Here is a 24002-nt window from a genome sequence, read left to right as displayed (position 1 = left end):
TCCCCAGGTCCCGCCCTACGTTCCGAAAAGAGGAGGTGGGAGCGCTCCCACATCCCCACCGTCAAGAAGGAGTCGACATGAGAGTGGCAGGACGTCTGGGATCCGTCGCGGCAGGACTGGCGCTGATTCTGGGGGCCTTGCTCCCCGGTGTCGGGCCCTCGGCGGAGGCGGCGGAAACGGCGGAAACGGCGGAAGCGCCGGAAACGGCGGAAGCGCCGGAAACGGCGGAGAACACGGCCGCCGCCGCGTTACCCACCAGCTTCCAATGGCGGTCCGGCAACATCCTGATCTCCCCGAAGTCGGACGCCACCCACAACATCGCCGCCGTCAAGGACCCCACGGTCGTGTACGCGGGCGGTCGCTGGCACGTCTTCGCCAGCACCGCGAACAGCAACGGCGCCTACAGCATGGTCTACCTCAACTTCACCGACTGGTCGCAGGCCGCCTCCGCCCAGCACCACTACCTCGACCAGACCCCGATCGGCGCCGGCTACAAGGCCGCGCCCCAGGTGTTCTACTTCGCGCCGCAGGGTCTGTGGTACCTCGTCTACCAGGTCGGGGACAACGCCGCTTACTCGACGACCACCAACATCGCCAACCCCGCCTCGTGGAGCGCCCCGAAGCGCTTCTACGCCAACGGCATGCCGCAGATCATCCGCGACAACATCGGCAGCGGCTACTGGGTGGACTTCTGGAACGTCTGCGACGCGGCGAAGTGCTACCTCTTCTCCTCCGACGACAACGGCCACCTCTACCGCTCGGAGACCACGCTCGCGAACTTCCCGAACGGCTTCACCAACACCGTCATCGCGCTGCAGGACTCCAACAAGTACCGCCTGTGGGAGGCCGCCAACATCTACAAACTCCAGGGCTCCAACCAGTACCTGCTGCTCAACGAGGCCATCGGCGGCAACGGCAGGCGCTACTTCCGGTCCTGGACGTCGACGAGCCTCACCGGCACCTGGACCCCGCTCGCCGACACCGAGTCCAACCCCTTCGCCCGCTCGAACAACGTCACCTTCGACGGCACGCCCTGGACCGACGACGTCAGCCACGGCGAGATGATCCGCTCCGGCACCGACCAGACGCTCACCATCAACCCGTGCCGCCTGCAGTACCTCTACCAGGGCCTCAACCCGTCGGCCACCGGCAACTACAACACCCTCCCGTGGCGGCTGGGCCTGCTGACGCAGACGAACTCCACCTGCTGAGCCCGACCGTCCCACCGGAAGGCCCACCTGAAAGCACTACCTGCCTGTAAGCATTTACCGTTACTTTCAAGCCTCTTGCTGAAAGGCTTTCGGCGGCGATACGGTCGCGCGGGGTCGGACCCACCAGAGCCGTCATCGCAAGGAGTCCATCTGTGATATCGAGATGGTTCAGCGCGGTCACCGTGACCGCGCTGACCGCCGCGCTCGTCCAGCCCCTCGCCGCCGGGGCCGCGACTCCGCCTCCGCCCGCACCGCCGTCCGACGCGAAGCTGGCGAAGACCGCCGCCCTTCACGAACTCACCCGCGAGCAGTTCTACTTCGTCCTGCCGGACCGTTTCGCCAACGGTGACAGGGCGAACGACAAGGGCGGTCTGACCGGCTCGCGCCTCGCCACCGGCTACGACCCCACCGACAAGGGCTTCTACCAGGGCGGCGACCTCAAGGGCCTGGCCGAGAAGCTCGACTACATCAAGGGCCTCGGCACCACCGCCATCTGGATGGCCCCGATCTTCAAGAACCAGCCCGTGCAGGGGACGGGGGCCAACGCCTCCGCCGGCTACCACGGTTACTGGATCACCGACTTCACCCGGGTCGACCCGCACTTCGGCACCAACAAGGACCTGGAGACCCTGATCTCCAAGGCCCACGCCAAGGGCATGAAGGTCTTCTTCGACGTCATCACCAACCACACCGCCGATGTCGTCGACTACGAGGAGAAGTCCTACGACTACCTCTCCAAGGGCGCCTTCCCGTACCTGACCGAGGACGGGAAGCCCTTCGACGACACCGACCACGCGGACGGCGAACCCCGCTTCCCGTCCGTCGACCGGGAGTCGTTCCCCAGAACCCCCGTCGTCCCGGCCGCCAAGAAGAACACCAAGGTCCCCTCCTGGCTCAACGACCCCACGATGTACCACAACCGGGGCGACTCCACCTGGGCCGGCGAGTCCGCCACCTACGGCGACTTCGTCGGCCTGGACGACCTGTGGACCGAACGCCCCGAGGTCGTCTCCGGTATGGAGAAGATCTACGAGAAGTGGGTGCGGGACTTCGACATCGACGGCTTCCGGATCGACACCGTGAAGCACGTCGACATGGAGTTCTGGACCCAGTGGGCCACGGCACTGGACAAGTACGCGGCCGAGCGAGGCCGCGACGACTTCTTCATGTTCGGCGAGGTCTACTCCGCCGACACGTCCGTGACCTCCCCGTACGTCACCCAGGGCCGCCTGGACTCCACGCTCGACTTCCCCTTCCAGGACGCGACCCGGTCGTACGCCTCCCAGGGCGGCAGCGCGCGGCGGCTCGCCTCGGTCTTCGCCGACGACTACAAATACACGACCGACAAGGCCAACGCGTACGAGCAGGTCACCTTCCTCGGCAACCACGACATGGGGCGGATCGGGACCTTCCTCAAGCAGGACGACACGGGCGCGAGCGATGCCCAACTGGTCAAAAAGGCGCGGCTGGCCAACGAGTTGATGTTCCTCAGCCGTGGCAACCCGGTCGTCTACTACGGCGACGAGCAGGGCTTCACCGGCGCGGGCGGCGACAAGGACGCCCGGCAGACGCTCTTCGCCTCCAAGGTCGCCGACTACCTGGACGACGACCGGCTCGGCACGGACCGTACGCACGCCGACGACGCCTATGACACGAGCGCGCCCCTCTACCGCCAGATCAGCGCGCTCGCCAAGCTCCGCAAGGCCAACCCGGCGCTCGCGGACGGCGTCCAGACCGAGCGCTACGCGGCCGACGGGGCCGGGATCTACGCCTTCTCACGGACGGATGCCGTGACCGGCACCGAGTACGTCGTCGCCTTCAACAACGCGGGGGAGACCAAGAAGGCCACCTTCGCCACGGGTTCGGCCCGCATGACCTTCAAGGGCGTCTACGGGACCGACGGGTCCGACGGGTCCGACGGGTCCGATGCCAAGGTGACGAGCGGTGCCGACAAGAAGGTGACCGTCACCGTCCCGGCCGGTTCGGCGATCGTCCTCAAGGCCACCGGCACTCTCGCGAAGCCCGCCACCGAGCCGTCCCTCACCCTCAAGGCCCCCGCCGCCGGCGCCACCGGCGCGGTCGAGATCGGCGCCGATGTCGAAGGCGGACAGCTCAATCGGGTCGTCTTCGCCGCCCAGGTCGGCAACGGCAAGTGGAGGACGCTGGGTTCGGCGGACCACGCCCCGTACCAGGTCACCCAGGCCCTCGGCGCGGACGTTCCCTCCGGAACCGCCTTGCGGTACAAGGCAGTTGTGATCGACCGCACCGGACGTACGGCGAGCGCCACGGCGACCTCCACCACCGGCACCCCACCGGCCCCCGAGGTCCCCACCGCCTCCTCGCGGGACTACGCGATCGTCCACTACCAGCGCGCCGACGGCGACTACACCGACTGGCGGCTGTACGCCTGGGGCGACATCGCCGAGGGGGAGGGGACGACCTGGCCGGACGGCCATGACTTCATCGGGCGGGACGCGTACGGCGCCTTCGCGTACGTCAAGCTCAAGCCCGGTGCGTCCAGCGTCAGTTACCTCGTCATCGACAAGGACGGCACCAAGGACGTCGCCGCCGACCGTTCGATCGAGGTCACGAAGACGGGCGAGATCTGGGTCGAGCAGGGCAAGGAGGCCGTCCGCACCGAGAAGCCGGCCGCCGACTACCCGGGGCAGGACAGGACCAAGGCCGTCCTGCACTACCACCGCGCCGACGGGAACTACGACGGCTGGGGCCTGCACGTCTGGTCCGGCGCCGCGAACCCCACGGACTGGTCGAAGCCGCTGGAGCCGGTGCGCACCGACGCCTACGGCGCCGTCTTCGAGGTGCCCCTCACCGACGGGGCCACCAGCCTCAGTTACATCGTCCACAAGGGCGACGAGAAGGACCTCTCCACCGACCAGGCGCTCGACCTCAAGGCCAACGGGTACGAGGTGTGGCTGCTGAACGGGCAGGAGAAGTATCTGCTCCCGCAGCCGGCCGGTTCCGCCGCCGCCCTCGACCTGAGCACCTCCAAGGCGGTCTGGATCGACCGGAACACCGTCGCCTGGAACGGCGACGACACCGCCGCCTCCACCCAACTGCTGTACTCCCGCACGGGATCGATCACCGCGAAGGACGGCACGCTCTCCAGCACCGATGAACGCTGGCTGCGCCTCACCAAGTCGACGCTCACCGACGCCCAGAAGGCGAAGTTCCCGCACCTGAAGGCGTACACCGCGTGGACCGTCGATCCGCGCGACCGCGACCGGGTCCGCGAGGCCCTGCGCGGCCAGCTCGTGGCCTCGCAGCGCGCGTCGAACGGGGCCGTGTCGGCGGCGACGGGCGTCCAGATCGCAGGCGTACTCGACGATCTCTACGGCCAGGAGGCGGCCGACGCCGACCTCGGCCCGACCTTCACCAAGGGCCGTCCGACGCTCGCCGTCTGGGCGCCCACGGCCCAGAGCGTGTCGTTGGAACTCGACGGCAGGACGCACTCGATGAAACGGAACGACACCACCGGCGTCTGGTCCGTCACCGGTGAGAAGTCCTGGCGGAACAAGCCCTACCGGTACGTCGTGAAGGTGTGGGCGCCCAGCGTCCGCGAGGTCGTCACCAACAGGGTCACCGACCCGTACTCCGTCGCCCTGACCGCCGACTCCGAACGCAGCCTCGTCGTCGACCTGACGGACAAGTCCCTGGCGCCCGGCGGCTGGTCGTCGTACAGCAAGCCCAAAGCCGTGCCGCTGAAGGCCGCGCAGATCCAGGAACTGCACGTCCGGGACTTCTCCATCGACGACAGGACCGTGCCCGCGAAGGACAAGGGCACCTACCTCGCCTTCACCGACAAGGACGGCGACGGATCGAAGCACCTGCGCGCGCTGGCGAAGGCGGGCACCTCGTACGTGCATCTCCTCCCCGTCGCCGACATCGCCACCATCCCGGAGCGGAAGGCCGACCAGGCGACCGTCGACTGCGATCCGAGCGCCTACCCCGCCGACTCCGAGGAACAGCAGAAGTGCGTGGCGAAGGCCGCCGCGAAGGACGGGTTCAACTGGGGCTACGACCCGTACCACTACACGGTCCCGGAGGGCTCGTACGCGACCGATCCGGACGGCACCCGGCGCACGGTCGAGTTCCGGCAGATGGTGAAGGCGCTCAACGGCGACGGCCTCGGGGTCGTGCTGGACGTGGTCTACAACCACACCCCGGCCGCCGGCCAGGCCGACAAGAGCGTCCTCGACAAGGTCGTCCCCGGCTACTACCACCGGCTCCTCGCCGACGGTTCGGTCGCCACCTCGACCTGCTGCGCCAACACCGCGCCCGAGAACACCATGATGGGCAAGCTCGTCGTCGACTCGATGGTCACCTGGGCCAAGGAGTACAAGGTCGACGGGTTCCGCTTCGACCTGATGGGCCACCACCCGAAGGCCAACATCCTGGCCGTACGCAAGGCCCTCGACGCGCTGACGCTCAAGAAGGACGGCGTCGACGGGAAGAGGATCATCCTGTACGGGGAGGGCTGGAACTTCGGCGAGGTCGCCGACGACGCGCGCTTCGTCCAGGCCACGCAGAGGAACATGGCCGGGACGGGCATCGCGACCTTCTCCGACCGGGCCCGTGACGCGGTGCGCGGCGGCGGCCCCTTCGACGAGGACCCGGGCGTCCAGGGCTTCGCCTCCGGCCTCTACACCGAACCCAACTCCTCGGCGGACAACGGCACTCCGGCCGAGCAGAAGGCCCGGCTGCTGCACTACCAGGACCTCATCAAGGTCGGGCTGAGCGGCAACCTCGCCGACTACCGGTTCACCGACACCGACGGCAAGGAGGTCAAGGGCTCCGAGGTCGACTACAACGGGGTCGCCGCCGGATACGCGGACGCCCCCGGCGACGCCCTCGCCTACGTGGACGCGCACGACAACGAGTCCCTGTTCGACGCGCTCGCCTTCAAGCTGCCGAAGTCGACGAGCGCGGCCGACCGGTCCCGGACGCAGGTCCTCGCCATGGCGACGGCCGCCCTCTCCCAGGGCCCGGCGCTCTCCCAGGCGGGCACCGACCTGCTGCGCTCCAAGTCCCTCGACCGCAACTCCTACGACAGCGGCGACTGGTTCAACGCGATCCACTGGGACTGCCGGGACGGCGGCAACGGCTTCGGACGCGGACTGCCGCTCGCGGCCGAAAACCAGTCCAAGTGGCCTTACGCCAAGCCCCTGTTGACCTCCGTCGAGGTCGGCTGCGAGCAGATCGAGGGCGCCTCGGCCGCGTACCGGGACCTGCTGAGGATCCGTACGACGGAGGACGTGTTCTCCCTCGGCACGACCGGACAGGTGCAGTCGAAGCTGTCGTTCCCGCTGTCGGGGAAGGACGAGACACCGGGCGTGATCACCATGGAACTCGGTGACCTCGTCGTCGTCTTCAACGCCACCCCCGAGAAGCGGAAGCAGACCGTGACCGGCCTCGCCGGGACGGGATACACCCTGCACCAGGTACAGAAGGCGGGCGCGGACTCTACCGTCCGTGACTCCTCGTACGAAGTGGAATCGGGGACGTTCGTCGTTCCGGGGCGGACCGTGGCGGTTTTCGCGCGATCCGATCGGTAGGAGGCTGGTTTGGGTGGTGCGGGCGGGGAAGGGACGGCCCGCACCACCCGAGCCTCAGGGACGACGAGAACCTCATGGGCCTGACGGCCGACGACACAGGCACCGAAGCAGGCGCCGAAGCGGGCGCCGAGGCGGGCGCCGAGGCGGGCAGCGCGGTGCTGGTGGTCGACGACGCGCCCGCCGGCCGGTACGCGACGGGCGCGGTGCTGCGCAGAGCCGGACACCGTGTCGTCCCCGTCGCCAGCGCCGGTGAGGCCCTCGCCGAACTCGATCTGCGGCTCCGCTCCGGAGCCCTGCCCGATGTGGCCCTCGTCGACGTCGGCCTCCCCGACATGAGCGGCTTCGAACTCTGCCGCCGCCTCAAGGCCCGGCCCCCGACGGCGGCCCTGCCCGTCGTCCACTTCTCCGCCGCCTCCGTCGCCCCCGTCGACCGCTGCCGGGGACTCGACGCGGGCGGCGAGGCCTATCTGACGGTCCCCGCCGAACCGGAGGAGATCCAGGCGGTCGTCCGCGCCGCCGTCCGCGGCGCCCGGATGCGCAACGGCGCCGAGGCCCTCGTACGACGCCTCACCCTGCTCTGCGAGACCATCGTCGCCGTCCAGGCGGCCCGCACCCTGGACGAACTGGCCGGGGCCGCCGCCGAGGGAGCCGCCCGGCTCACCCGGTCGCCCGCCGCCGTCTTCGTGCTCGGCGAGGACGGCCACCTCCGCAGCGGCACCTCCCGGGCCCGCGCCCGCACCACCCTCCCCGACGCCGGCGCGCACGAGGCCGTGGCCCGGCTCCTCCGCCGACTCACCGACGGCGACCCCGGACCCCATGACACCGTCGTCCCCGCACCCCTGTGGCCCGCCGGCTTCTTCCCGCCCGGCGTCACCGAGGACGCCCGGCCGGCCCCGGCCCGCACCGAGAACGGCACGCCGGTCTGCGTCGCCACACCCGTGCGCGGCCCCCGGGGCGCGACGCCCGACACCCCCGGCCTGGTCGCCCGCCTCGCCCAGGCCACCGCGCTCGCCGCGCAGCCGCTGCTCATGTACCAGGTCGAGCGGCATGTCGCGCTCACCCTCCAGCACGGCTTCCTGCCCAAACGGGTCCCCGACTTCCCCGGCCTCGACGTGGTCGTCCGGTACGTCCCCGCCTCCCGCGAGACCGAGATCGGCGGCGACTTCTACGCGGTCCTGTCCACCCCCGACGGCCTCCTCACCGCCGTCGGCGACGTCGTGGGCCACTTGCTGGACGCGGCCACCGTGATGGTCGAGATCCGGCACGCCCTGCGCGCGTACTGCGTCGAGGGGTCCGACCCGGCGGCGCTCGCCCATCGGCTCGACCGGATGCTCCAGCGCTACCATCCCGATGTCACCGCGACCGTGTGCCTGGCCCTCGTCGAGCCCGGCAGCGGACGGGTACGGATCGCCAACGCCGGCCACATCCCGCCGCTGATCGTCCGCGACCGCGGCGAGGCCGAGTACGTGAAGGCCGCCGGGCCGCTCCTCGGGCTCGGCCTCGACCGCCCCGCACCCACGGAGGCCGTGCTGTGGCCGACGGACCGGCTGCTCATGGTCACCGACGGGCTGGTGGAGACCCGGGGCATCGATCTCTCGCTCTCCCTGGAGCAGTTGCGGGTCGCCGCGGCGGACGCCCCGGCCGGGACGGCCGCGCTGTGCGACACATTGCTGCACTGTTTCGGCAGGGACCGGGAGGACGACATCGCGATGCTGGCGTTGAGGCTGCGGTTAGGGTGACCTCATGCCGCAGATCACTGTTGACTATTCCGCCGTTCTCTCCGAGGGCTTCGACCGGCCCGCGTTCGCCAAGGCCCTGCACGAGGAGGTCGTACGGACGGCCGCCGCGAAGCCGGAGGCGTGCAAGACGCAGTTCCGGCCCGGTGTGGACACCACCGTCGGGCCCGACACCGAGGGGCACGCGATCGTGCACGTCACGCTCGGGCTGCTCGCGGGGCGGACCGACGAGACGAAGACGACGCTGACCGAGAACGTGCTGGAGCTGCTCCGGGAGTATGTGAAGCCCTTGGCCGGGCTGGCGTTGCACGCGTCGGCGGAGGTGCGGGACCTCGATCCGTCGTACCGGAAGTTCGACATCCTCGAGAGCTGAAAGCTCAGCCGCTCCCCAACATCATCACGCGCTCCCCAAGGCCATCAGGCGCCCCGCCAGGTCGCTGAACGGGCCGTCCGTCGGCTCGTTGTCGAGGAGACGGCGGAGCAGCGCGGCCATCTCCTCGTCCTGGGCCGCGCTGACCGCCGCCAGCGCCGCGAAGTCGTGGACGAGCTGGATCTCCAGCTCGCGCCTCGGGATACGGCGGCCGTCCAGCCAGATGAGGGCCGTGGACTCGGCGAGCGAGATCCAGGAGCGGATGACGAGTTCCAGGCGGGCGGGTACGGCGTCGGGGTCCGCGTCCGTGTCGAGGTGCGAAAGGATCTGGACATAGGCGGCCTGCCGTACGCCGTCGACAAGGGCGTTCGCGCGCGACGAACCGACGGCCGGACCACCGCGCATCAGGGCCGAGAAACCGGGACCGTGCGCGTCGACGAAGTCGAAGAAGCGGTGGGTGACCCGGAGCAGCCGGGCGCCGAGCGGGCCCTCGCGGGGCTCCACGAAACGGTTCGCGAGATCGTCCGAGGCACGTGTCAACGCGGCCTCGTACAGGCTGAGTTTGCCCGGGAAGTAGTGGTAGACGAGCGGCCGTGAGATACCCGCGGCGGACGCTATCTCGTCGATGGAGACCTCGTCGGGCGAGCGCCGGCTGAACAGTTCCAGGGCGACCCCGATCAACTGCTGCCGCCGCTCCTCCACACCCATCCTGCGGCGCGCACCTGTTCGCATACGAACACCTTACCGATTGAATCCGGCCTGTCATGGCCGGGATCGCGTAGAGGCGGCGGGCAGGGAGGTCATCCGGCCGGCTGAAGCCCCTTGATCTCCCGCCCGTTCGCGAGCCTGCCCGTCAACTCCGCCTGCGCGCCCTCCTCGGCCGGTACGGCGAGAAGGTGGCCCGTCGCCGATCCGCTCACCCCACCGCTCAGTTCGACGGAGACGGTGCCCCGGCTGCCGGCGGCCAGCAGATACGCGTCGCCGCTCGCGGACTTCCACAGACCACCGGCGAGCACGTACGGGTCGGCGGGGCCGCAGGCGGGGATCTCGTCGGCGGCGGCCGTGACATACGCCCCGGCCGGGGTGTTGAACTGGGCCATCGCCCGGGTCCCCGCGCCCCGCCAGGTCTCGGTTCGGGTGCACACCCAGTCGGCCCGGCCGCTGCCGTCGGGCAGCGGCTGCCGGGCGAACTGCCAGGCGTTCACCGCCCGCACACCCTGCGACCGTACGGCGGCCAGGGAGCAGGCGAAGGGCGCCCAGGTCGCGGGCGAGGCGGCGGCGTCCCGGGCGGGCCCGTCCGACGGGCGGCCGACGGTGAGCCGCGCGGGCGTCACCTCGGACAGATCCGTCAGCAGCCGCGTACCACCCGTGGCATCGGTCAGCTGGAGCACGTCCCACGACCGGCACTCCCCGGTACGCAGCGCCGGACTCGCGAACGGCGCCGTCGTCCCCTCCCGCGTCAACGCCAGCTTCCGCACGGGGGCGTCAGGCCGCGCCAGATCCCGTACGGCCGCCCCGCGCACCCAGGGTGCCGTCAGATAGCGGACGTTGCCGTCGGACCGGCCCAGCACCAGGGCGCTCGCACCGGGGCCGGTCGCCCCGTCGACCCGGGTCAGATCGAGGGCGGCGAGACCCGGCTCGTCCAGCGGCTCGGCGTACCGGGCGATACGCAGACCGTCGTGGAGCAGGACCACCCGGAGGTTGTCGACCCGGCCCGCGTACAGCAGCTGCGGCGGGCCCGGCGGGGGACCGGCCTGGGTCCCCAGGGTGACCGCGACCTGCACGGACTCCCCGGGCCGGGCCCAGACCGCGAGGGCCCGCCGCAACAGTGCCTTGTCCTTGACGAGATCACCGCGCGCGGGCCAGGTGGAGAAGTCGGTGCGCCCCGTCGCCTGCCAGGCCGTGGCCGTCGCGATCGTCAACTGCCCAGGATCCAGGGCGGCCTGGGCCGCCGGATTGAGCGCGTACGGCGGTGCCGCCGCGCCGTCGGGCCCCCACCCCTCCCCGGGCGGACCGAGGAGCGCCCCGCACACGGCCACGGCCGCGGCGGCGGCCAGCGCGGCCTTCGTGTGCTGGCGGCGGCGCATCAGATCGGTGGGGCGGGCGTGCAGCGAACAGGGGTCGAACTCGGGGGAGGAGAGCAGCGCGTACCGCTGCGCCGGGACGGAGCCGGCCTCCTTCAGCGCGGCGGCCGGATCACCGACGCCGACCTCTTCGAGGAGCGCCCTGACCTCCGGGTCGGGGAGCTTCTCCAGACCCCGCAGGACATAGGCCGCGCGCGCCGGGGCGGAGAGCGCCGACAGCCGCTGGTCCAGGGCCAGTTCGTCGGCGCCGCCGGAGCGCGGGAAGAGCCGCAGGCCCCACACCTGCGGCAGCAGCGGCGGCAACTGCGACCGCTTCGGCCACGCGAGGCGCCGCAGCGGGAGTCCCGCCTCCAGGGCGGTGCGGACGACCTGGAGGCGTACGTAGGCGTACCCGGGGTTGCGCTCGCGCCCCGTCGCCTGCGCCGGGATCAGGGACGCCGACCTGCGCCCCCTGGGCAACGCCCGCTGCGTCAGCGCGTGCGCCGTCAGCACACGCCGGTTCCGGCCCAGGCTCGGCGGCAAGGTCAGATAGGCCAACCGGACCAGCCGCGGATAGTGCTCGACGAGCGCGGCCTCCGCGTCCTCGACATCCACGACCGACTCCTGGGCGCGGGAAGAGGCGGGGCGCGGGGCGACATCCTGTGACTGCACGTTCAGCAAAACGAGCGAATGGTCAGATGGTCATGGGTGGAACGGGGGCTCCTAGGGCCTGTCTGGAGTTTGGATCAGGAGTTCGGTAGATCGCCTGCGCGCGAGGGCTCGGTCTTGATAGGCCATCAGTCATGGCGCGAGGCGATCTCACCGATGAGCAGTGGGCCCTGATCGAGCCGCATCTCCCGATTGCCGCGGTTGGTCCCATCCCTGACCTGCGGAAACACTTCAACGCGGTGATGTGGCGGTTCCGGACGGGTAGCCCCTGGCGTGACCTGCCGACCGAGTTCGGGCCCTGGCAGAGCACGTACGACCGCTTTCGGATCTGGGCGAGGCGGGGCGTTTTCCAGGACCTGATGCAAACAGTGATCGCTGAGGCCGCCGCCCGCGGCCAGGCCGACTTGGGCCTGGTCAGCGTGGACTCTGCGACCGCCCGGGCCCATCATCACGCCGCCGGGATGGCCCTGGACCCCGAGCAGTTGGCGGCCTTGGAAATGGCCGTCGAGGCCGAAAAGGGGGCGAGGGCAAGGCACAAAGAACGCAGGACGGACAGGCTGAGGATGAGGCGCGCGTCGAGCGGCGACGGGTCCGCCGACGACACCGGGCCCGGTTGAAAGCCGCCGAGCTGGGGCGTTCCCGGGGCGGACTGACGAGCAAGATTCATGTGGCGGCTGACCGACGCTGTCGCCCGCTTGCGTTCGTCCTCACGCCCGGGCAGGCCGGTGACAGTCCGCAGTTCGCCCCGGTCCTGGAACGGGTGAAGGTGCGCGGCCCGATCGGGCGCCCGCGGACCCGGCCGGATGCGGTGGCCGCGGACAAGGCGTATTCGTCCCGACGCAACCGCCGCTACCTGCGACGACGCGGGATCCGAGCCGTGATCCCGGAGAAGGTCGACCAGGCCGCGAACCGCAAGAAGCGTGGCAGCGCCGGCGGCCGGCCAGTCTCATATGACGCGACGCTCTACAAAGAGCGCAACACCGTGGAACGGTGCATCAACCGGCTGCGGAACTGGCGCGGTATCGCTACCCGGTACGACAAGAACCCGGAGAGTTACGAGGCCGGACTGCACCTGTGTGGTGCGATGCTCTGGCTCCGTAGCATCGCACCACACTTGTGATCCGAACTCCAGACAGGACCTAGGGGGAGGGGGTTCGGGTGCGTCGGCGGGTGCGGGTGCGTGGGGGTTGTTCGCGCGGTTCCCCGCGCCCCTGAGAAGCCGGGGCTTCCAGGGGCGCGGGGAACCGCGCGAGAGGCCCCACCGGACCCGCACATGGGGGTCAAAGGGGCGCAGCCCCTTGAGGACGGGACGGGTAGGGGCGGCGGGGGCGAGAAAACCTACGCCAGCGACCACCCGCTGAACTCCACCAACCCCCGCGCCCCACTCCCCCCATGCGTCGCACTCATGAAGAGCCCCACATCCTGCCCCCCACCCACCGCCCCGGGCACGGTCACCGAGGCCACCACCCGCCAGCTCGCCCCCTCGTCCACAGAACACTCCCCCGCATACGCCCCCACCCCCACCCGCCTCAACCGCAACACCACCGGCGCCCGAACCCCCGTGATCCGCCGATACGTGTCCAGCGTCCCGTCCCCCGTACTGTCGTACGACAACACCACCCCGTTCACCGGAGTGACCGCCAGGTTCAAGAACCCCGCACCCCCGGCCACCCCCAGCACATTCCGCACCACGATCCCGGCCCGAGCCCAGTTCCCGGTAGCCGCCTGCGAGTCGACCCGCAGCGTCACCGCCGTCCCGACCCCCAGCGCCCCCGCCCGATACACCGTGCCGAACTCCGACGTACCCCGCCACAGATCGGCCCCGCCCCCGTCGATGGCGAACCGTTCCCCCAACTGCCCGAACACGGCCCCGTTGTTGGTGTAGGCGCGCCACCCCGCCTCCAACGCCCCCGCCTCGAACAGCGTCCCGTCGAACCGCCCCTCGACCCGGTCCTCCCCCCGGGGCCCGTACGCGGCGGTGATCACATACGGCAGCGCCCGGAGCGGCCGGTCCAGCGGCGCCCCCGGCGCACCCACCCGCCAGCGCACGGTCCCCGTCCCCGCCGCCGCGACACTCGGCAACGATGTCGCCCCCTCCGGCTCGGCCGCCCCCGCGAAGCCGTCGAGCGCGAAGTCCACCCGCCCGGTCGCCCGCAGCCCGTTGACGTTCCGGAAGACCGCCGACAGCCGCGCGCTCCCGCCCGGCGGCAGTACCGGCGGCTCGGCTGTGACGGTCAGCGTCCCCTGGTACGGCGCCCGCGCCAGCACGTCCCGCACCCGCGCCGCCGCCCCGTACGCGTCCCCGACCGGCCGCAGAGGATAGTCCTTCCGCTCCCGTGTCCACGGTTCCTCGAACGCGAACCAGTCCACGGCCGCCGGAGCGGTCCCCGTGGCGAGCGCGTCCTCCAGGGTGTCCAGCCACTTCTGCCAGCGCGGGACGTAGAAGTCGGCCATCAGGCCGTTCCACTCCCGGTTGCCGTACTCGTGCAGCGTGCCCGCGTCGGAGGTGGCCCGCCCGCCCCACACCGTGATCAGCACCTTCGCCGTCCGCTCGAACTCGGCCCGCTCGGCGTCGTCCGTCGCCATCAGCCGCGCGTCGTTCACCCACGGCCCCAGCAGGAACGCCCCGTTCGTGCCCGTGACCTCGTCGGACAGCCGCATCAGCCGCAGCCAGAGCGTGGACAGGGCACGGAAGGTCGCCAGGTCCTTGCGCTGGTGGGCCGCCCGCAGCTGCGGCAGATACTGACGGCTGCGGTGCGCCAGCGCCTGCCGGGCCACGTCCACCAGGTCGTACCGGTACGCCGGACTGCGGCGCAGCCCGCCCGCCACGCCCAGCAGCCCGGCGAGGGCCGCGTCGAAGCGGCCCGGGTCGTACGTCAGGGCCCTCGGCGCGTACTCGGCGGCCCGGTTCGCGGCCAGGTCCGGGCGGGCGCAGAAGAGGGAGTCGTGCGGGTCGCTGCGTTCCACGGCCCGCTGCTGGTACGCCGTGTCGTGCAGCGCCCGCCAGGCCCGGCGCGCGGAGTCGTCGCGTCCGCCGTAGCGGAAGTCGGCGTACGAGGAGAACCAGGCCGCCCGGTCCAGCTTCCGCGGCGTCCAGGCCAGTTCGGAGAAGAGTTCGAAGGCGGCCGGGTCGCGGTCGGTGGCCTCCGGCAGGAACGCCGTACCGGCCAGCGCGCTGCCCGCCTTGTCCCGCCAGGCGAAGAACTTGTCGTTCCACAGGTGCGCGCGGGCCCCGATCGTGGTCCGGCCGCCGAAGTTGGGGATCGTGCCGAAGCAGTACGGGGTGCCGCCCCAGTCCCGTTCGCGGTCGGTGACGCTCGCGTAGCGGTCGGAGACGCCGTCCACGATCAGCATCCTCGACCGGTCGATGGCGTCCAGCAGCTCCGGCAGCGGGTTCTCCTGCCAGCCGAGGATCACCCAGGTGGCACCGGGACGGGCCTTCTGGAGAGCCTTCTCCACGCCCCGCGCCGCGTCCGGCACCGGTACGTCGCCCGCCGTGCCGCCCTCGTGCAGGAGATCCATCTTGAAGTGGGCCGCCTCCCCGAACACGTCCTCGGCGTGGCCGTAGAAGGAGGCGGCGACCCGGGCGAACGTGTCGGTGCGCGGGTCGAGCCAGTCGGGGCGTTCGAAGCCGTGCCAGACGCCCTGCGGGACGACGTGCGCGTCACCGCCGTTGCGTTCCACGAACTGCTTGGGGACGTGCCCGTAGTAGCCGGGGAGCACCGGGGACATGCCCAGCTCGCGCAGCCGGTCGGCGATGCGGCGGCCCAGCGCGGCCCGGCGGGTGATCAGCTCGGGGGAGAGGGGGCCGCCGTAGCCGGAGAGGTTCTGCAGCAGCCACCACGGCTGGTGCGAGGGGGCCGGGAGCCAGGCCCGGGACTCCTCGTCGGAGTAGCCGAAGTCCTTCAGCAGCCGGTGGTAGACGGCCTCCATGCCCGCGACGACCAGCACCTCGTTGCAGCCGTGCGCCGCCAGCAGATCGATCTGGTGTTCCCAGTACGGCCAGTCCGCGTACGGGGCGGTGTAGCCGTCGTTGGTGTCGTTGAGGGCGAAGCGGTGGGGGAGGGCGGTGGCTCTCTCCAGGGGCCGGGCGGGCGCGGGGAGGAGCCTCGGGAGGTTCAGTTGGCCGCCGTTCCAGGCGAGGTGTGCCCCGCAGACGTACTTGAGATACCAGTGGACGCCCATCAGCAGGGTGGCCGGTGTGGTGGCGCCGACCCGGACGCGTCCGGTGGTGCCTGTGACACGGAATCGGTCGACTGTGCCGTCGCGGTCGAGCAGACTGAGCCGGAACTGTCCGGCATGACCGGGCAGCAGCCGATTGAGCGCGGAGCGCGCGGGAGCCGTATCGAAGGCGGGGCCCCCGCCGGGGCTCTCAGCGGCGTGGGCCGGGGCCGGCCACTGAAGGCAGGTTCCGAGGCCGATGACACCGGCCGAGCCCAGCACCGCGCGTCGCGACGGACTGTTCATGTCTGTGTGCCCCCTGTGTCGACAGTGGCGGCACGCTAACTGGGCGACCGTCCGTGAACAACGGTGCGCACGGAGCTGGCGAGTTCACGTCGCCGGAACGGACCGGAGGTACGGATGAGTGTGACGAGGAAGAACCTTGCGGGCGGCGCGGCCGGCGTGGTCGCCGCCCTGCTGATGCTGACCGGCTGCGGCTCGGGCGACGACGCCGAGGCCGCCGTCCCCAAGACGGCGACGGGGACGCTGGAGCACATCGCGGGCGAGGTGGGCTGCGAGCCGGACATGCAGACGGACGCGGACACCATTCGCCAGGCCCTGTGCACCAACAAGGACGGCGACTTCGACGGCAAGTTCGTCCTCGCGACCTTCGCCACCGACCGGGGCCAGGCGGAGTGGCTCGCCGGCGCCAAGGACTACGGCGGCTACTACCTCGTCGGCCGCAAGTGGGTCGCCGTCGGCGAGAAGAAGACCGTCAACGGGCTGCAGGGCACGCTCGGCGGGGAGATGCAGGAGGGGTCGGAGCACATGAACCCCGGTGGCAGCCACAACAACGGCAGCCACAGCGGCTGACCGCGCGGATCGCGGATCGCGGATCTCAGGGGAAACCGAAAGCCGGCGGTGGGAATCCCACCGCCGGCTTCCTCGTCACCGCTTCAGGATGACTGTGACTGCTTCAGGACTACTGGCAGTCCTGGCCGCTGTTGATGCAGTCGACCACCTGGTTCATCGTGTTCTGGTCGAAGAAGTTGATGAAGTCGTTGTGGTCGGTGATCGCCTTGTGGAGCTGGTCCGGGAAGGAGTCGACCGCGTAGGCGTTCTGCAGCTGACCGTTCTGGATGGACGGGGCCGGGATGTCGTAGACCAGGCGCACCTGGAGCTGCGGGATGGCCTGGAAGCCGTTGGAGCAGCTGCCGTCCTGCTCGACGAAGTCGACGTGCGTCCGGTGGTTGGCGCTGTCGATGTTCTGGCCGTCCCAGCAGCTCTGGAAGAAGGACGTGCGGACCACGGAGCTGCCCTGCGGGCAGATCGGGTACTTGTCCGTCACCACACGGTCCTCGAGACCCGTGCAGCTCCAGTTGGTGTTGGCGTTGTTGAGGCCGTTCACGAAGGACTTCGCGTCACCGGTGATGATGCGCAGCGCGGTCGGCATCGCGACGACGTCGCCCTGCTTGTTGCCGACGAACTTCAGCTCGGCCTGGTTGGGCTCGACGATCTGGCCGACGTTGCCGTCCTGGCCACCGCCGGGGGCGTTGGCGTCGATGTCGTTCGAGCCGTCCTGGAGGCGGATGACCGGCCAGAAGTAGGACGACTTGTCGCCCTGGTTCTGGCAGGTGGTGTCCGCGTTCGCCAGGTCCTGGTCGCTCGCGAAGGCGTTGTTGCTCTGGTTGCCGACGTAGTCGTGCTGGTGCTGGGCGCCGTTGCTGACACCGGGGGCGACGATCACGTTGTCCGAGTTGCGGTTCTCGTTCTCGTTGGTGCCGCAGCTCGTGGTGAAGGTACCCGTCGAACCGCCGTCACCGTTCGCGGCGAGACCGTTGCCGCCGACACCCTTGGGGCCGCCGTTCGGCTGGACCGTGGTCAGGTCGACGAAGTCGGCCGCCACCGGGCCGTTGCCGCCCTGGCCGTTGCCACCCTGGTCCTGACCCTGACCGTTGTCACCCTGGCCGTTGTCGCCCTGGTTCTGGCCCTGACCGTTGTCGCCCTGGTTCTGACCGCCGTTGTTGTTGCCCTGGTTCTGACCCTGGCCGTTGTTGCCCTGGTTCTGACCCTGGCCACCACCGGCGTTGGTCTGGTTCTGGTCCGCGACGCCCTGGCAGGTGGCGAGCTGGTCCATGCCCTGCGGGGTCTGGCCGCCCGCGTTCCGGATGTTGATACGGATCCGGTCGAGGGTGGCGACCCGCTTGGACTCGAGCGGGTTCAGAATGGCGTTGTTGACGAAGCCGGCATCCCCCGCCTGGGCCTGGCGCGTGTCAGCGAGGCGCTTGTACGCCGCGGTGATCTGCTGGTCCAGCGTCGCCAGCTCCTTGGCGACACTCTTGCGTGCCTTCCTGGGCACGCTGGTCAGCTGCTGACCGACGTCCGGGCAGTCGATGGTGGCCACCTGCGCGGAGGCCAGTGTGCTGTTCTGCTTGGACTTCGACTCGCCCGCTGAGGCGTAGAAGTTCGCCCAGACCAGGCCGCCGCCCGCGACCGCGAGAGCCGCGGATGCGGCAATGGCCCGAACGGCCAGCGGCGAACGTCGTTTGCGTGTGTTGCGTCCCATGGAACTCCTCTGACTTCCTTGCGGGGCATCGAGGCGCCCGACAGGAGTGAAGCGGCTCCATCCAATACGCGGTGAGTCCCAGGAGTGTTCAGGCGACTCATCAATTGATGAGAGATTCGTGGGACAAACTGGTTTCAACACCCCATGAAACACCGGGAGTTGTCGAACCCCTACGCCGTGTGCACGGTGAAGGTCCCTGGTGGGGTCCGTGAAGGGGGCGTTTCGGCGGCCCTGGCCAAGATGCGCGAGAACCGCCGCGCGCGTGCGGATTGCCCGTTGTGCCGCGGCCCTACAGCCCCAGCCCCAGCCCCAGCCGCAGCCCCAGCACCTTCGCCTCCACCGCCGGGTCCAGTCCCACCGGCGGCCGGTCCGACCGGTGCGGCGCCACTCCGCCGAGCCCCGTCAGCCACTCCCAGGTGTCCCGTACGGTCTCCTCCACGCCCCGGCAGCGCAGCCCGTCCCGTACGGCCCGGGACACGTCCGCCCGGTGCAGCGCGTCGTGCGACTCGCTTCCCTCCGGCACCCACACCGGCAGCTGTGTCCACGGCTCGATCCCGGCGCCGAGGATCAACTCCGGTGCGGTCCACCGGAGTTCGGCCGCCGAGCCGGTCACCCGTACGCACGCGTCGAGCAGTTCGCCCATGGTGGTCGCGCCCGAGGGGGCGATCAGGTTGTAGGGGCCGCTCAGACCCTGTTCCGCCGCCCCCGGGATCCAGTCGGCGAGATCGCGGACGTCCACGTACTGGAGGGGGAGGTTCCGGGGACCGGGGGCAAGGACCGGTCCGCCCCGGGCGATCCGGGTGAGCCACCAGGGCAGCCGGCCGATGTTCTCGTACGGCCCGAGGATCAGCCCGGCGCGTACGAGGAGCGAGCGGTCGGCGCCGAACTCCTCGACCGCGGCCAGTTCCCCGCCCCGCTTGTCGCGCGCGTAGTCCGTACGGTCGGCGTCCGCCGACGCGCCCTCCACCACGGGCGCCCGCTCGTCGTACCCGGCGGCCGGGGGCCAGGCGTACACCGAGCAACTCGACACGTATACATACCGTCCGGCCACGCCCGACAGCAGGCGCGCGGTGTCCCGAACGGCTCGCGGCGCCGCCGACCAAGTGTCGACGACGACATCCCACCCGCCCCCGCCGGAACCGGAACCGGCGGTGGAGGCGTCGACGAGCGCCGCGAGCCCGTCCGGTGCGGTGCGGTCGCCCAGCAACGACCGCACCCCGGCCGGAGGTGCGTGCCGTCCCCGGTGGAAGACGGTCACCTCCCAGCCGCGGGCCAGCGCCGACTCCACGACGGCGCGGCCCACGAACTCCGTACCACCCAGCATCAGAAGTCTCATACCGCCGACTCTGCCCGCCGGGCGGCGGCCACGGACGCGAATCTGCTCTCAGAAGATCCGCCCTCAGGAGATCCGCTCTCAGAAGATCTGCTCTCGGAGGGTCCGCCCCGGCCGGGGTCAGGGGCGGACCCTCGATCAACGGCCCAGCGGCGGCGTGTACTTGTATCCGACCCGCCGCACCGTCTGGATCGCCTGGCGGAACTCCGCGCCGAGCTTGCGGCGCAGCCGGGCGATGTGGACGTCGACCGTACGACCGTCGCCGACATGCCCGTAGCCCCACACCGTGGTGACCAACTGGTCGCGGGTGTGCACCCGGTTGGGGTGCGCCACGAGATGGGCGAGGAGCTCGAACTCCAGATAGGTGAGGTCCAGCGGCCGTCCGCCGACCTCGGCGGTGCGCTGCACGGTGTCGACCCGGACCAGCTCGTCCCCGACCTCGGCGGAACCGGAAGCGGAACCGGAAGCGGAACGGGAAGGGGCGTTGACCGTGGCCGTGGACGCGGAGACCGCACCGGCGACGGCGTGGTCGAACGGCTTCTCGTCCGCGATCACGAACGGCAGCACCGGCGGCTGCTGGTCGGCCGGTACGAGCACCAGATAGCCGATCATCGGCGGCCGGCCCGGCAGCGTGGGCAGGGTGTGCTGGGGAGCGGGCAGCCAGGTCGCCCCCGGCGGCAGGAAGTCGGTGATGTCCACGACCTCGTCCCGGCCCACGGCACGCAGCCGGTTCCGTGGGGAGGCGCCGGGGGAGGGGAGCGCGACGGGCGCGGAGCCCGACGCGGAGGTCAGCGGAGCGGCGGTCGACAGTGAACGGGTGTTCGCCATGAGAGGTCAGCTCTTTCGCGCGAGAGGTTCGTCCGGGATGCCTCGGCGACCGAGTTCGTGGTCGGGGACCCGCCGAGGGACGTACGTCGTTCCGCGCCGACCGAAGGCCGGGGTGTACGGCTTTAGAGGGCCGGCGCGTTCATCGCGCGGCAACACACCCGGTCGAAGTCATGGTGCTGACGGGAAGGCCAGAAGGGCTCGAGGTCATGGCGACCCGTCGCACGTCGGTTCTGGAAGCTGGCCATGCTCCCATTGAAGCAGACACACGCCCGCTACAGGAGTCTCCTCTCACTGCTTGGACGCTTCTTCGCCATGACGGGGGTGTGTCATCACCTCACCCGACCAGGCGTTTCCGCCAATCCAGGGGGGTGACGGTGAGCACCGTGCTGGGATCGCCGTCCCATTCCGTGGACAGCCCCTCCGCCGCCAGCGCCGCCACGACCTGCCGCCCGACCGCCGCCGTGGTCTCGGCGGAGCCGTCGAACCCGCCGTACAGCAGTGCCAGTCCGTGCCCGGCGGCGGCGCCCTCCGTGCACTGCGAGTGGAAGAACACGAACCCGGCGGCGTCCGGCGGGCCTTCGGCGCCGATCTCGGTCGTACCGCAGTTGCGGCAGCAGGTGAAGTTCTCCCGGGCGGTGATGCCGTGCGCCGCCCGGAGCGTCTCGAAGGCCCGGGTGAGCCGCTCGGGGTCGGTGACCCCGTCCCAGGTCTCCTGCTCGGCGACCCGCTCCACCCAGAGCCGGTCGACCAGCTGCCGGGCCTGCGGGGCGGAGACGGGCCGCAGGTCGCCGTCCACCAGATACTCCTCGGCGGTCTCGCTCAGCCGCGCCCGGTCGTCGTAACCGCAGCGCAGCAGCTCCCGCACCCGCTCCTCGACCTGCTCCCGTACGTCGTCCGGGAGTTCCGGGACCTCCGCCGGGGCGTCGTGCTCGACCGGGGTCCACTCGACACCGGTGTCCCAGCCGTCCGTCCGCCGTGCCCAGCCGGTCATGGCCTCGGCGACCCGCTCGGGGTCGGTGAGGACGGCCCCGAGGAACCGGTCGCGGCTCTCACGGTGCTCCAGCTGGTACTCCCCGGTCGTGCCGTCGTCGGCGCGCTCGTGCCAGACCTGGACGAAGACGTCCGGCATGTCCGGTATCCGCTGGACGACCAGGAAACGGTCGCCGTGGTCCCCGATCCGGCGCACCAGCTCGCGCAGCCGCTCCGCCGTGATCCGGGCGTGCGTCTCCCGGTTCTCCGTCTCGACCTTGATGGCCAGTTCCGTCGTCGCGCTCGTGGCGCCCCCGTCGATCTTCATGCCTCCACCCTGACATGTCCCACCGACAACGCCGGAGGGCGCCCACCGGAACCGGTGGACGCCCTCACGGAAAGCGCGGGAGGCGCGGGAGGCGTGGCGCGGATCAGACCTGGCCGGCCTTGTCGAGCGCGGTGCAGCAGGTGTCGACGATCAGCCGCGTCACCACGTACGGGTCGACGTTGGCGTTCGGGCGGCGGTCCTCGATGTAGCCCTTGCCGTCCTTCTCGACCTGCCACGGGATACGGACCGAGGCGCCGCGGTTGGAGACACCGTAGGAGTACTCGTTCCACGGGGCGGTCTCGTGCAGACCGGTCAGGCGGTCGTCGATGCCGGCGCCGTAGTTCTTGACGTGGTCGAGCGGCTTCGAGCCCTCGCCCAGTGACTCGCACGCGGTGATGATCGCGTCGTAGCCCTCGCGCATCGCCTTCGTGGAGAAGTTGGTGTGCGCGCCGGCGCCGTTCCAGTCACCCTTGGCCGGCTTGGGGTCGAGGGTGGCGGCGACGTCGTAGTCCTCGGCGGTGCGGTAGAGCAGCCAGCGGGCCACCCACAGGTGGTCGGAGACGTCCAGCGGGGAGACCGGGCCGACCTGGAACTCCCACTGGCCGGGCATGACCTCGGCGTTGATGCCGGAGATGGCGAGACCGGCCGCGAGGCAGTTCTCCAGGTGGGCCTCGACGATGTCACGGCCGAAGATCTCGTCGGCGCCGACACCGCAGTAGTAGCCGCCCTGGGGGGCCGGGAAGCCGCCCTTGGGGAAGCCGAGCGGGGAGCCGTCCTGGAAGAACGTGTACTCCTGCTCGATGCCGAAGATCGGCTCCTGCGCGGCGAACCTCTCGGCCACCTCGCGCAGCGCGGCACGGGTGTTGGACTCGTGCGGCGTCATGTCGATGTTGAGGACCTCGCAGAGCACGAGGATGTCGTCGCCGCCGCGGATCGGGTCCGGGCAGGAGAAGACCGGCTGCAGCACGCGGTCCGAGGAGTGCCCCTCGGCCTGGTTCGTGGAGGACCCGTCGAAGCCCCAGATCGGAAGCTCCGCACCCTTGGCGTCGTCGGCGAGAATCTTAGTCTTGGATCGGAGCTTGGCCGTCGGCTCGGTGCCGTCGATCCAGATGTACTCAGCCTTGAAGGTCACGGGACACATCCTTCGGGGTGGGTCACTAGGCGCATGTGCGGGTGCTGCGGCGCTGCGGCACTGAAATGCCGCGCTTGATGCCGGGCAGCCTGTCAACGTGCGATTTCCCGGTCGTTGCTCGAATGTGAACCCCGTGTTACCTGGTGTCTCTGTGGCGCGACTCACGCGCCGGCGGTGGTGTCGGGCGGAGCCGCTGGTCGGACGCGCGCGTGAGGCCGGCCGCCGCTGCGCGCGGCGACCGGCCTCTCCGGACGCTCTCGGCCCGCTCTTCATCTCACCGTCATGAGCGGGCCCGTGCCGTCGTCCGGGCCGGCGTCACCCCACCTTCTCGATCAGCGCGCGGCGGATCAGGAACTTGCCGGGCTCCCGGACCTGTTCGAAGGCGGCGTTGTTCAACAGGACACAACTGCCGGAGACCGAGGTGACCTCGACCGTCGTGGACTTGTTGTTGTCCAGGTTGGTCACCCGCAGCTTCGTGCCGGCCGGGAACTCGTCGCTGGACGCGGCCGGGGCACCGGCCTCGCCGGAGAGGGTGACGGTGGAGCCGTTGCAGACCTGCTCACCGGCCCCGGCCCCGGCGTCGCCCGTGTCACCGGCGCCACCCGTGCCCGCGGCGCCGCCCGCGTTCCCGGCCGCCTCGTCGCCCTGGGGGTCCTGAGCCGACCCCCCGGTCTCCGTGGCCGGCGCGGACGGCTGTGCGGGTTGCGCGGCCTGGGAGCCCTGAGCCGACTCCCCGACGACGCAGTCCGACGCGCCCTGTTGGACCTTGATCTGGGCGATGACCGCCTCGCGGTTGGCGATCCGGGCCGCCGACTGGGCGTCGGGGTTCGCCTTCTGGTCCGCGATGAACCGCTCGTTGTTGCCGAGCGCCGTGGCCAGCCCCTGGCAGACGGTGGACTGGGCCGCGGTCTGCGCCGCGTTCGACGTGGCCGCCGTCGCGAAGGCCCCGCCTCCCGCCACCGCCGCCGCGGTCACGAACAGCGCGACCTTCTTCTTCGTGCCGAGCGTTCTCCTACGCGACATGCGCGCCTCCTGTTCCCGGTGGACCTCGGATCGGCCGGCC

General features: G+C 70.7%; 14 protein-coding genes and 1 pseudogene. 6 read left to right on the top strand and 9 right to left on the bottom strand.

Annotated elements, in window-relative coordinates; genetic code table 11:
- Positions 1-236 precede the first annotated feature (236 nt).
- The 4 genes and pseudogenes from F9278_RS11470 to F9278_RS11455 all read left to right on the top strand — a co-directional run.
- Positions 237-1211, top strand: a pseudogene (locus F9278_RS11470) (non-reducing end alpha-L-arabinofuranosidase family hydrolase); the annotation flags it as partial.
- A gap of 152 nt (positions 1212-1363) precedes the next feature.
- Positions 1364-6784, top strand: a complete 5421-nt coding sequence (gene pulA, locus F9278_RS11465) for a pullulanase-type alpha-1,6-glucosidase (RefSeq protein WP_226966696.1) — start codon at positions 1364-1366, stop codon at positions 6782-6784.
- A gap of 74 nt (positions 6785-6858) precedes the next feature.
- Entirely contained in the window at positions 6859-8523 is a 1665-nt protein-coding gene (locus tag F9278_RS11460; RefSeq protein ID WP_152168233.1) for a fused response regulator/phosphatase, read from the top strand.
- A 4-nt stretch (positions 8524-8527) separates the two neighbouring features.
- Complete coding sequence (locus F9278_RS11455; protein ID WP_152168232.1) at positions 8528-8893, top strand: 5-carboxymethyl-2-hydroxymuconate Delta-isomerase; 366 nt, start codon at positions 8528-8530, stop codon at positions 8891-8893.
- 24 nt (positions 8894-8917) lie between these two features.
- On the opposite strand, the gene F9278_RS11450 is transcribed toward F9278_RS11455, so the two are convergent.
- Both F9278_RS11450 and F9278_RS11445 read right to left on the bottom strand, forming a co-directional pair.
- Positions 8918-9622 carry a TetR/AcrR family transcriptional regulator gene (locus tag F9278_RS11450; RefSeq protein WP_152168231.1) on the bottom strand — a complete coding sequence of 235 codons (705 nt, stop codon included), beginning with the start codon at positions 9620-9622 and terminating at the stop codon, positions 8918-8920.
- Between the two features lie 68 nt (positions 9623-9690).
- On the bottom strand, positions 9691-11625 hold the full coding sequence (locus tag F9278_RS11445) for a hypothetical protein (RefSeq protein WP_152168230.1): 1935 nt from the start codon (positions 11623-11625) through the stop codon (positions 9691-9693).
- Between the two features lie 131 nt (positions 11626-11756).
- Here F9278_RS11445 and F9278_RS11440 point away from each other — a divergent pair.
- Positions 11757-12742, top strand: a protein-coding gene (locus F9278_RS11440; RefSeq protein ID WP_404818858.1) for an IS5 family transposase whose coding sequence is annotated in 2 segments (ribosomal slippage) — positions 11757-12164 and positions 12167-12742 — 984 coding nt in all. Because the reading frame shifts where the segments join, the coding sequence is not laid out codon by codon here.
- A gap of 218 nt (positions 12743-12960) precedes the next feature.
- On the opposite strand, the gene F9278_RS11435 is transcribed toward F9278_RS11440, so the two are convergent.
- A complete protein-coding gene (locus tag F9278_RS11435; RefSeq protein WP_152168229.1) occupies positions 12961-16089 on the bottom strand; it encodes an alpha-N-acetylglucosaminidase in 3129 nt (1042 codons plus the stop codon).
- A gap of 114 nt (positions 16090-16203) precedes the next feature.
- Between F9278_RS11435 and F9278_RS11430 the strand changes: the two genes are divergently transcribed.
- The gene (locus F9278_RS11430) at positions 16204-16656 is read left to right on the top strand and encodes a hypothetical protein (RefSeq protein ID WP_193241443.1); all 453 of its coding nucleotides are present in this window, start codon (positions 16204-16206) and stop codon (positions 16654-16656) included.
- A 109-nt stretch (positions 16657-16765) separates the two neighbouring features.
- On the opposite strand, the gene F9278_RS11425 is transcribed toward F9278_RS11430, so the two are convergent.
- The 6 genes from F9278_RS11425 to F9278_RS11400 form a co-directional block, all read right to left on the bottom strand.
- The gene (locus tag F9278_RS11425; protein ID WP_152168228.1) at positions 16766-18349 is read right to left on the bottom strand and encodes a DUF1996 domain-containing protein; all 1584 of its coding nucleotides are present in this window, start codon (positions 18347-18349) and stop codon (positions 16766-16768) included.
- 289 nt (positions 18350-18638) lie between these two features.
- Positions 18639-19685 carry an NAD-dependent epimerase/dehydratase family protein gene (locus F9278_RS11420; RefSeq protein WP_193241442.1) on the bottom strand — a complete coding sequence of 349 codons (1047 nt, stop codon included), beginning with the start codon at positions 19683-19685 and terminating at the stop codon, positions 18639-18641.
- Between the two features lie 135 nt (positions 19686-19820).
- A complete protein-coding gene (locus F9278_RS11415) occupies positions 19821-20510 on the bottom strand; it encodes a winged helix-turn-helix domain-containing protein (protein WP_152168227.1) in 690 nt (229 codons plus the stop codon).
- A gap of 334 nt (positions 20511-20844) precedes the next feature.
- Positions 20845-21807 (bottom strand): DUF6891 domain-containing protein, encoded by a 963-nt coding sequence (locus F9278_RS11410; protein ID WP_152168226.1) that lies wholly within the window; start codon positions 21805-21807, stop codon positions 20845-20847.
- A 103-nt stretch (positions 21808-21910) separates the two neighbouring features.
- Complete coding sequence (glnII, locus tag F9278_RS11405; protein ID WP_152168225.1) at positions 21911-22939, bottom strand: glutamine synthetase; 1029 nt, start codon at positions 22937-22939, stop codon at positions 21911-21913.
- 315 nt (positions 22940-23254) lie between these two features.
- A complete protein-coding gene (locus F9278_RS11400) occupies positions 23255-23962 on the bottom strand; it encodes an RlpA-like double-psi beta-barrel domain-containing protein (protein WP_152168224.1) in 708 nt (235 codons plus the stop codon).
- Between the last annotated feature and the right edge of the window lie 40 nt (positions 23963-24002).

Origin of the sequence: Streptomyces phaeolivaceus, assembly GCF_009184865.1 — a bacterium.
Lineage (GTDB): Bacteria > Actinomycetota > Actinomycetes > Streptomycetales > Streptomycetaceae > Streptomyces > Streptomyces phaeolivaceus.
This window is presented reverse-complemented; position numbering and strand designations above follow the sequence as displayed.

Excerpts from the sequence above, each read along its gene's own strand:
- F9278_RS11400 (WP_152168224.1), bottom strand. The coding sequence starts at position 23,962 with ATGTCGCGTAGGAGAACGCTCGGCACGAAGAAGAAGGTCGCGCTGTTC.
- F9278_RS11415 (WP_152168227.1), bottom strand. The coding sequence starts at position 20,510 with ATGGCGAACACCCGTTCACTGTCGACCGCCGCTCCGCTGACCTCCGCG.
- F9278_RS11425 (WP_152168228.1), bottom strand. The coding sequence starts at position 18,349 with ATGGGACGCAACACACGCAAACGACGTTCGCCGCTGGCCGTTCGGGCC.
- F9278_RS11450 (WP_152168231.1), bottom strand. The coding sequence starts at position 9,622 with ATGCGAACAGGTGCGCGCCGCAGGATGGGTGTGGAGGAGCGGCGGCAG.
- F9278_RS11455 (WP_152168232.1), top strand. The coding sequence starts at position 8,528 with ATGCCGCAGATCACTGTTGACTATTCCGCCGTTCTCTCCGAGGGCTTC.
- F9278_RS11460 (WP_152168233.1), top strand. The coding sequence starts at position 6,859 with ATGGGCCTGACGGCCGACGACACAGGCACCGAAGCAGGCGCCGAAGCG.
- F9278_RS11410 (WP_152168226.1), bottom strand. The coding sequence starts at position 21,807 with ATGAAGATCGACGGGGGCGCCACGAGCGCGACGACGGAACTGGCCATC.
- F9278_RS11435 (WP_152168229.1), bottom strand. The coding sequence starts at position 16,089 with ATGAACAGTCCGTCGCGACGCGCGGTGCTGGGCTCGGCCGGTGTCATC.
- F9278_RS11430 (WP_193241443.1), top strand. The coding sequence starts at position 16,204 with ATGAGTGTGACGAGGAAGAACCTTGCGGGCGGCGCGGCCGGCGTGGTC.
- F9278_RS11420 (WP_193241442.1), bottom strand. The coding sequence starts at position 19,685 with ATGAGACTTCTGATGCTGGGTGGTACGGAGTTCGTGGGCCGCGCCGTC.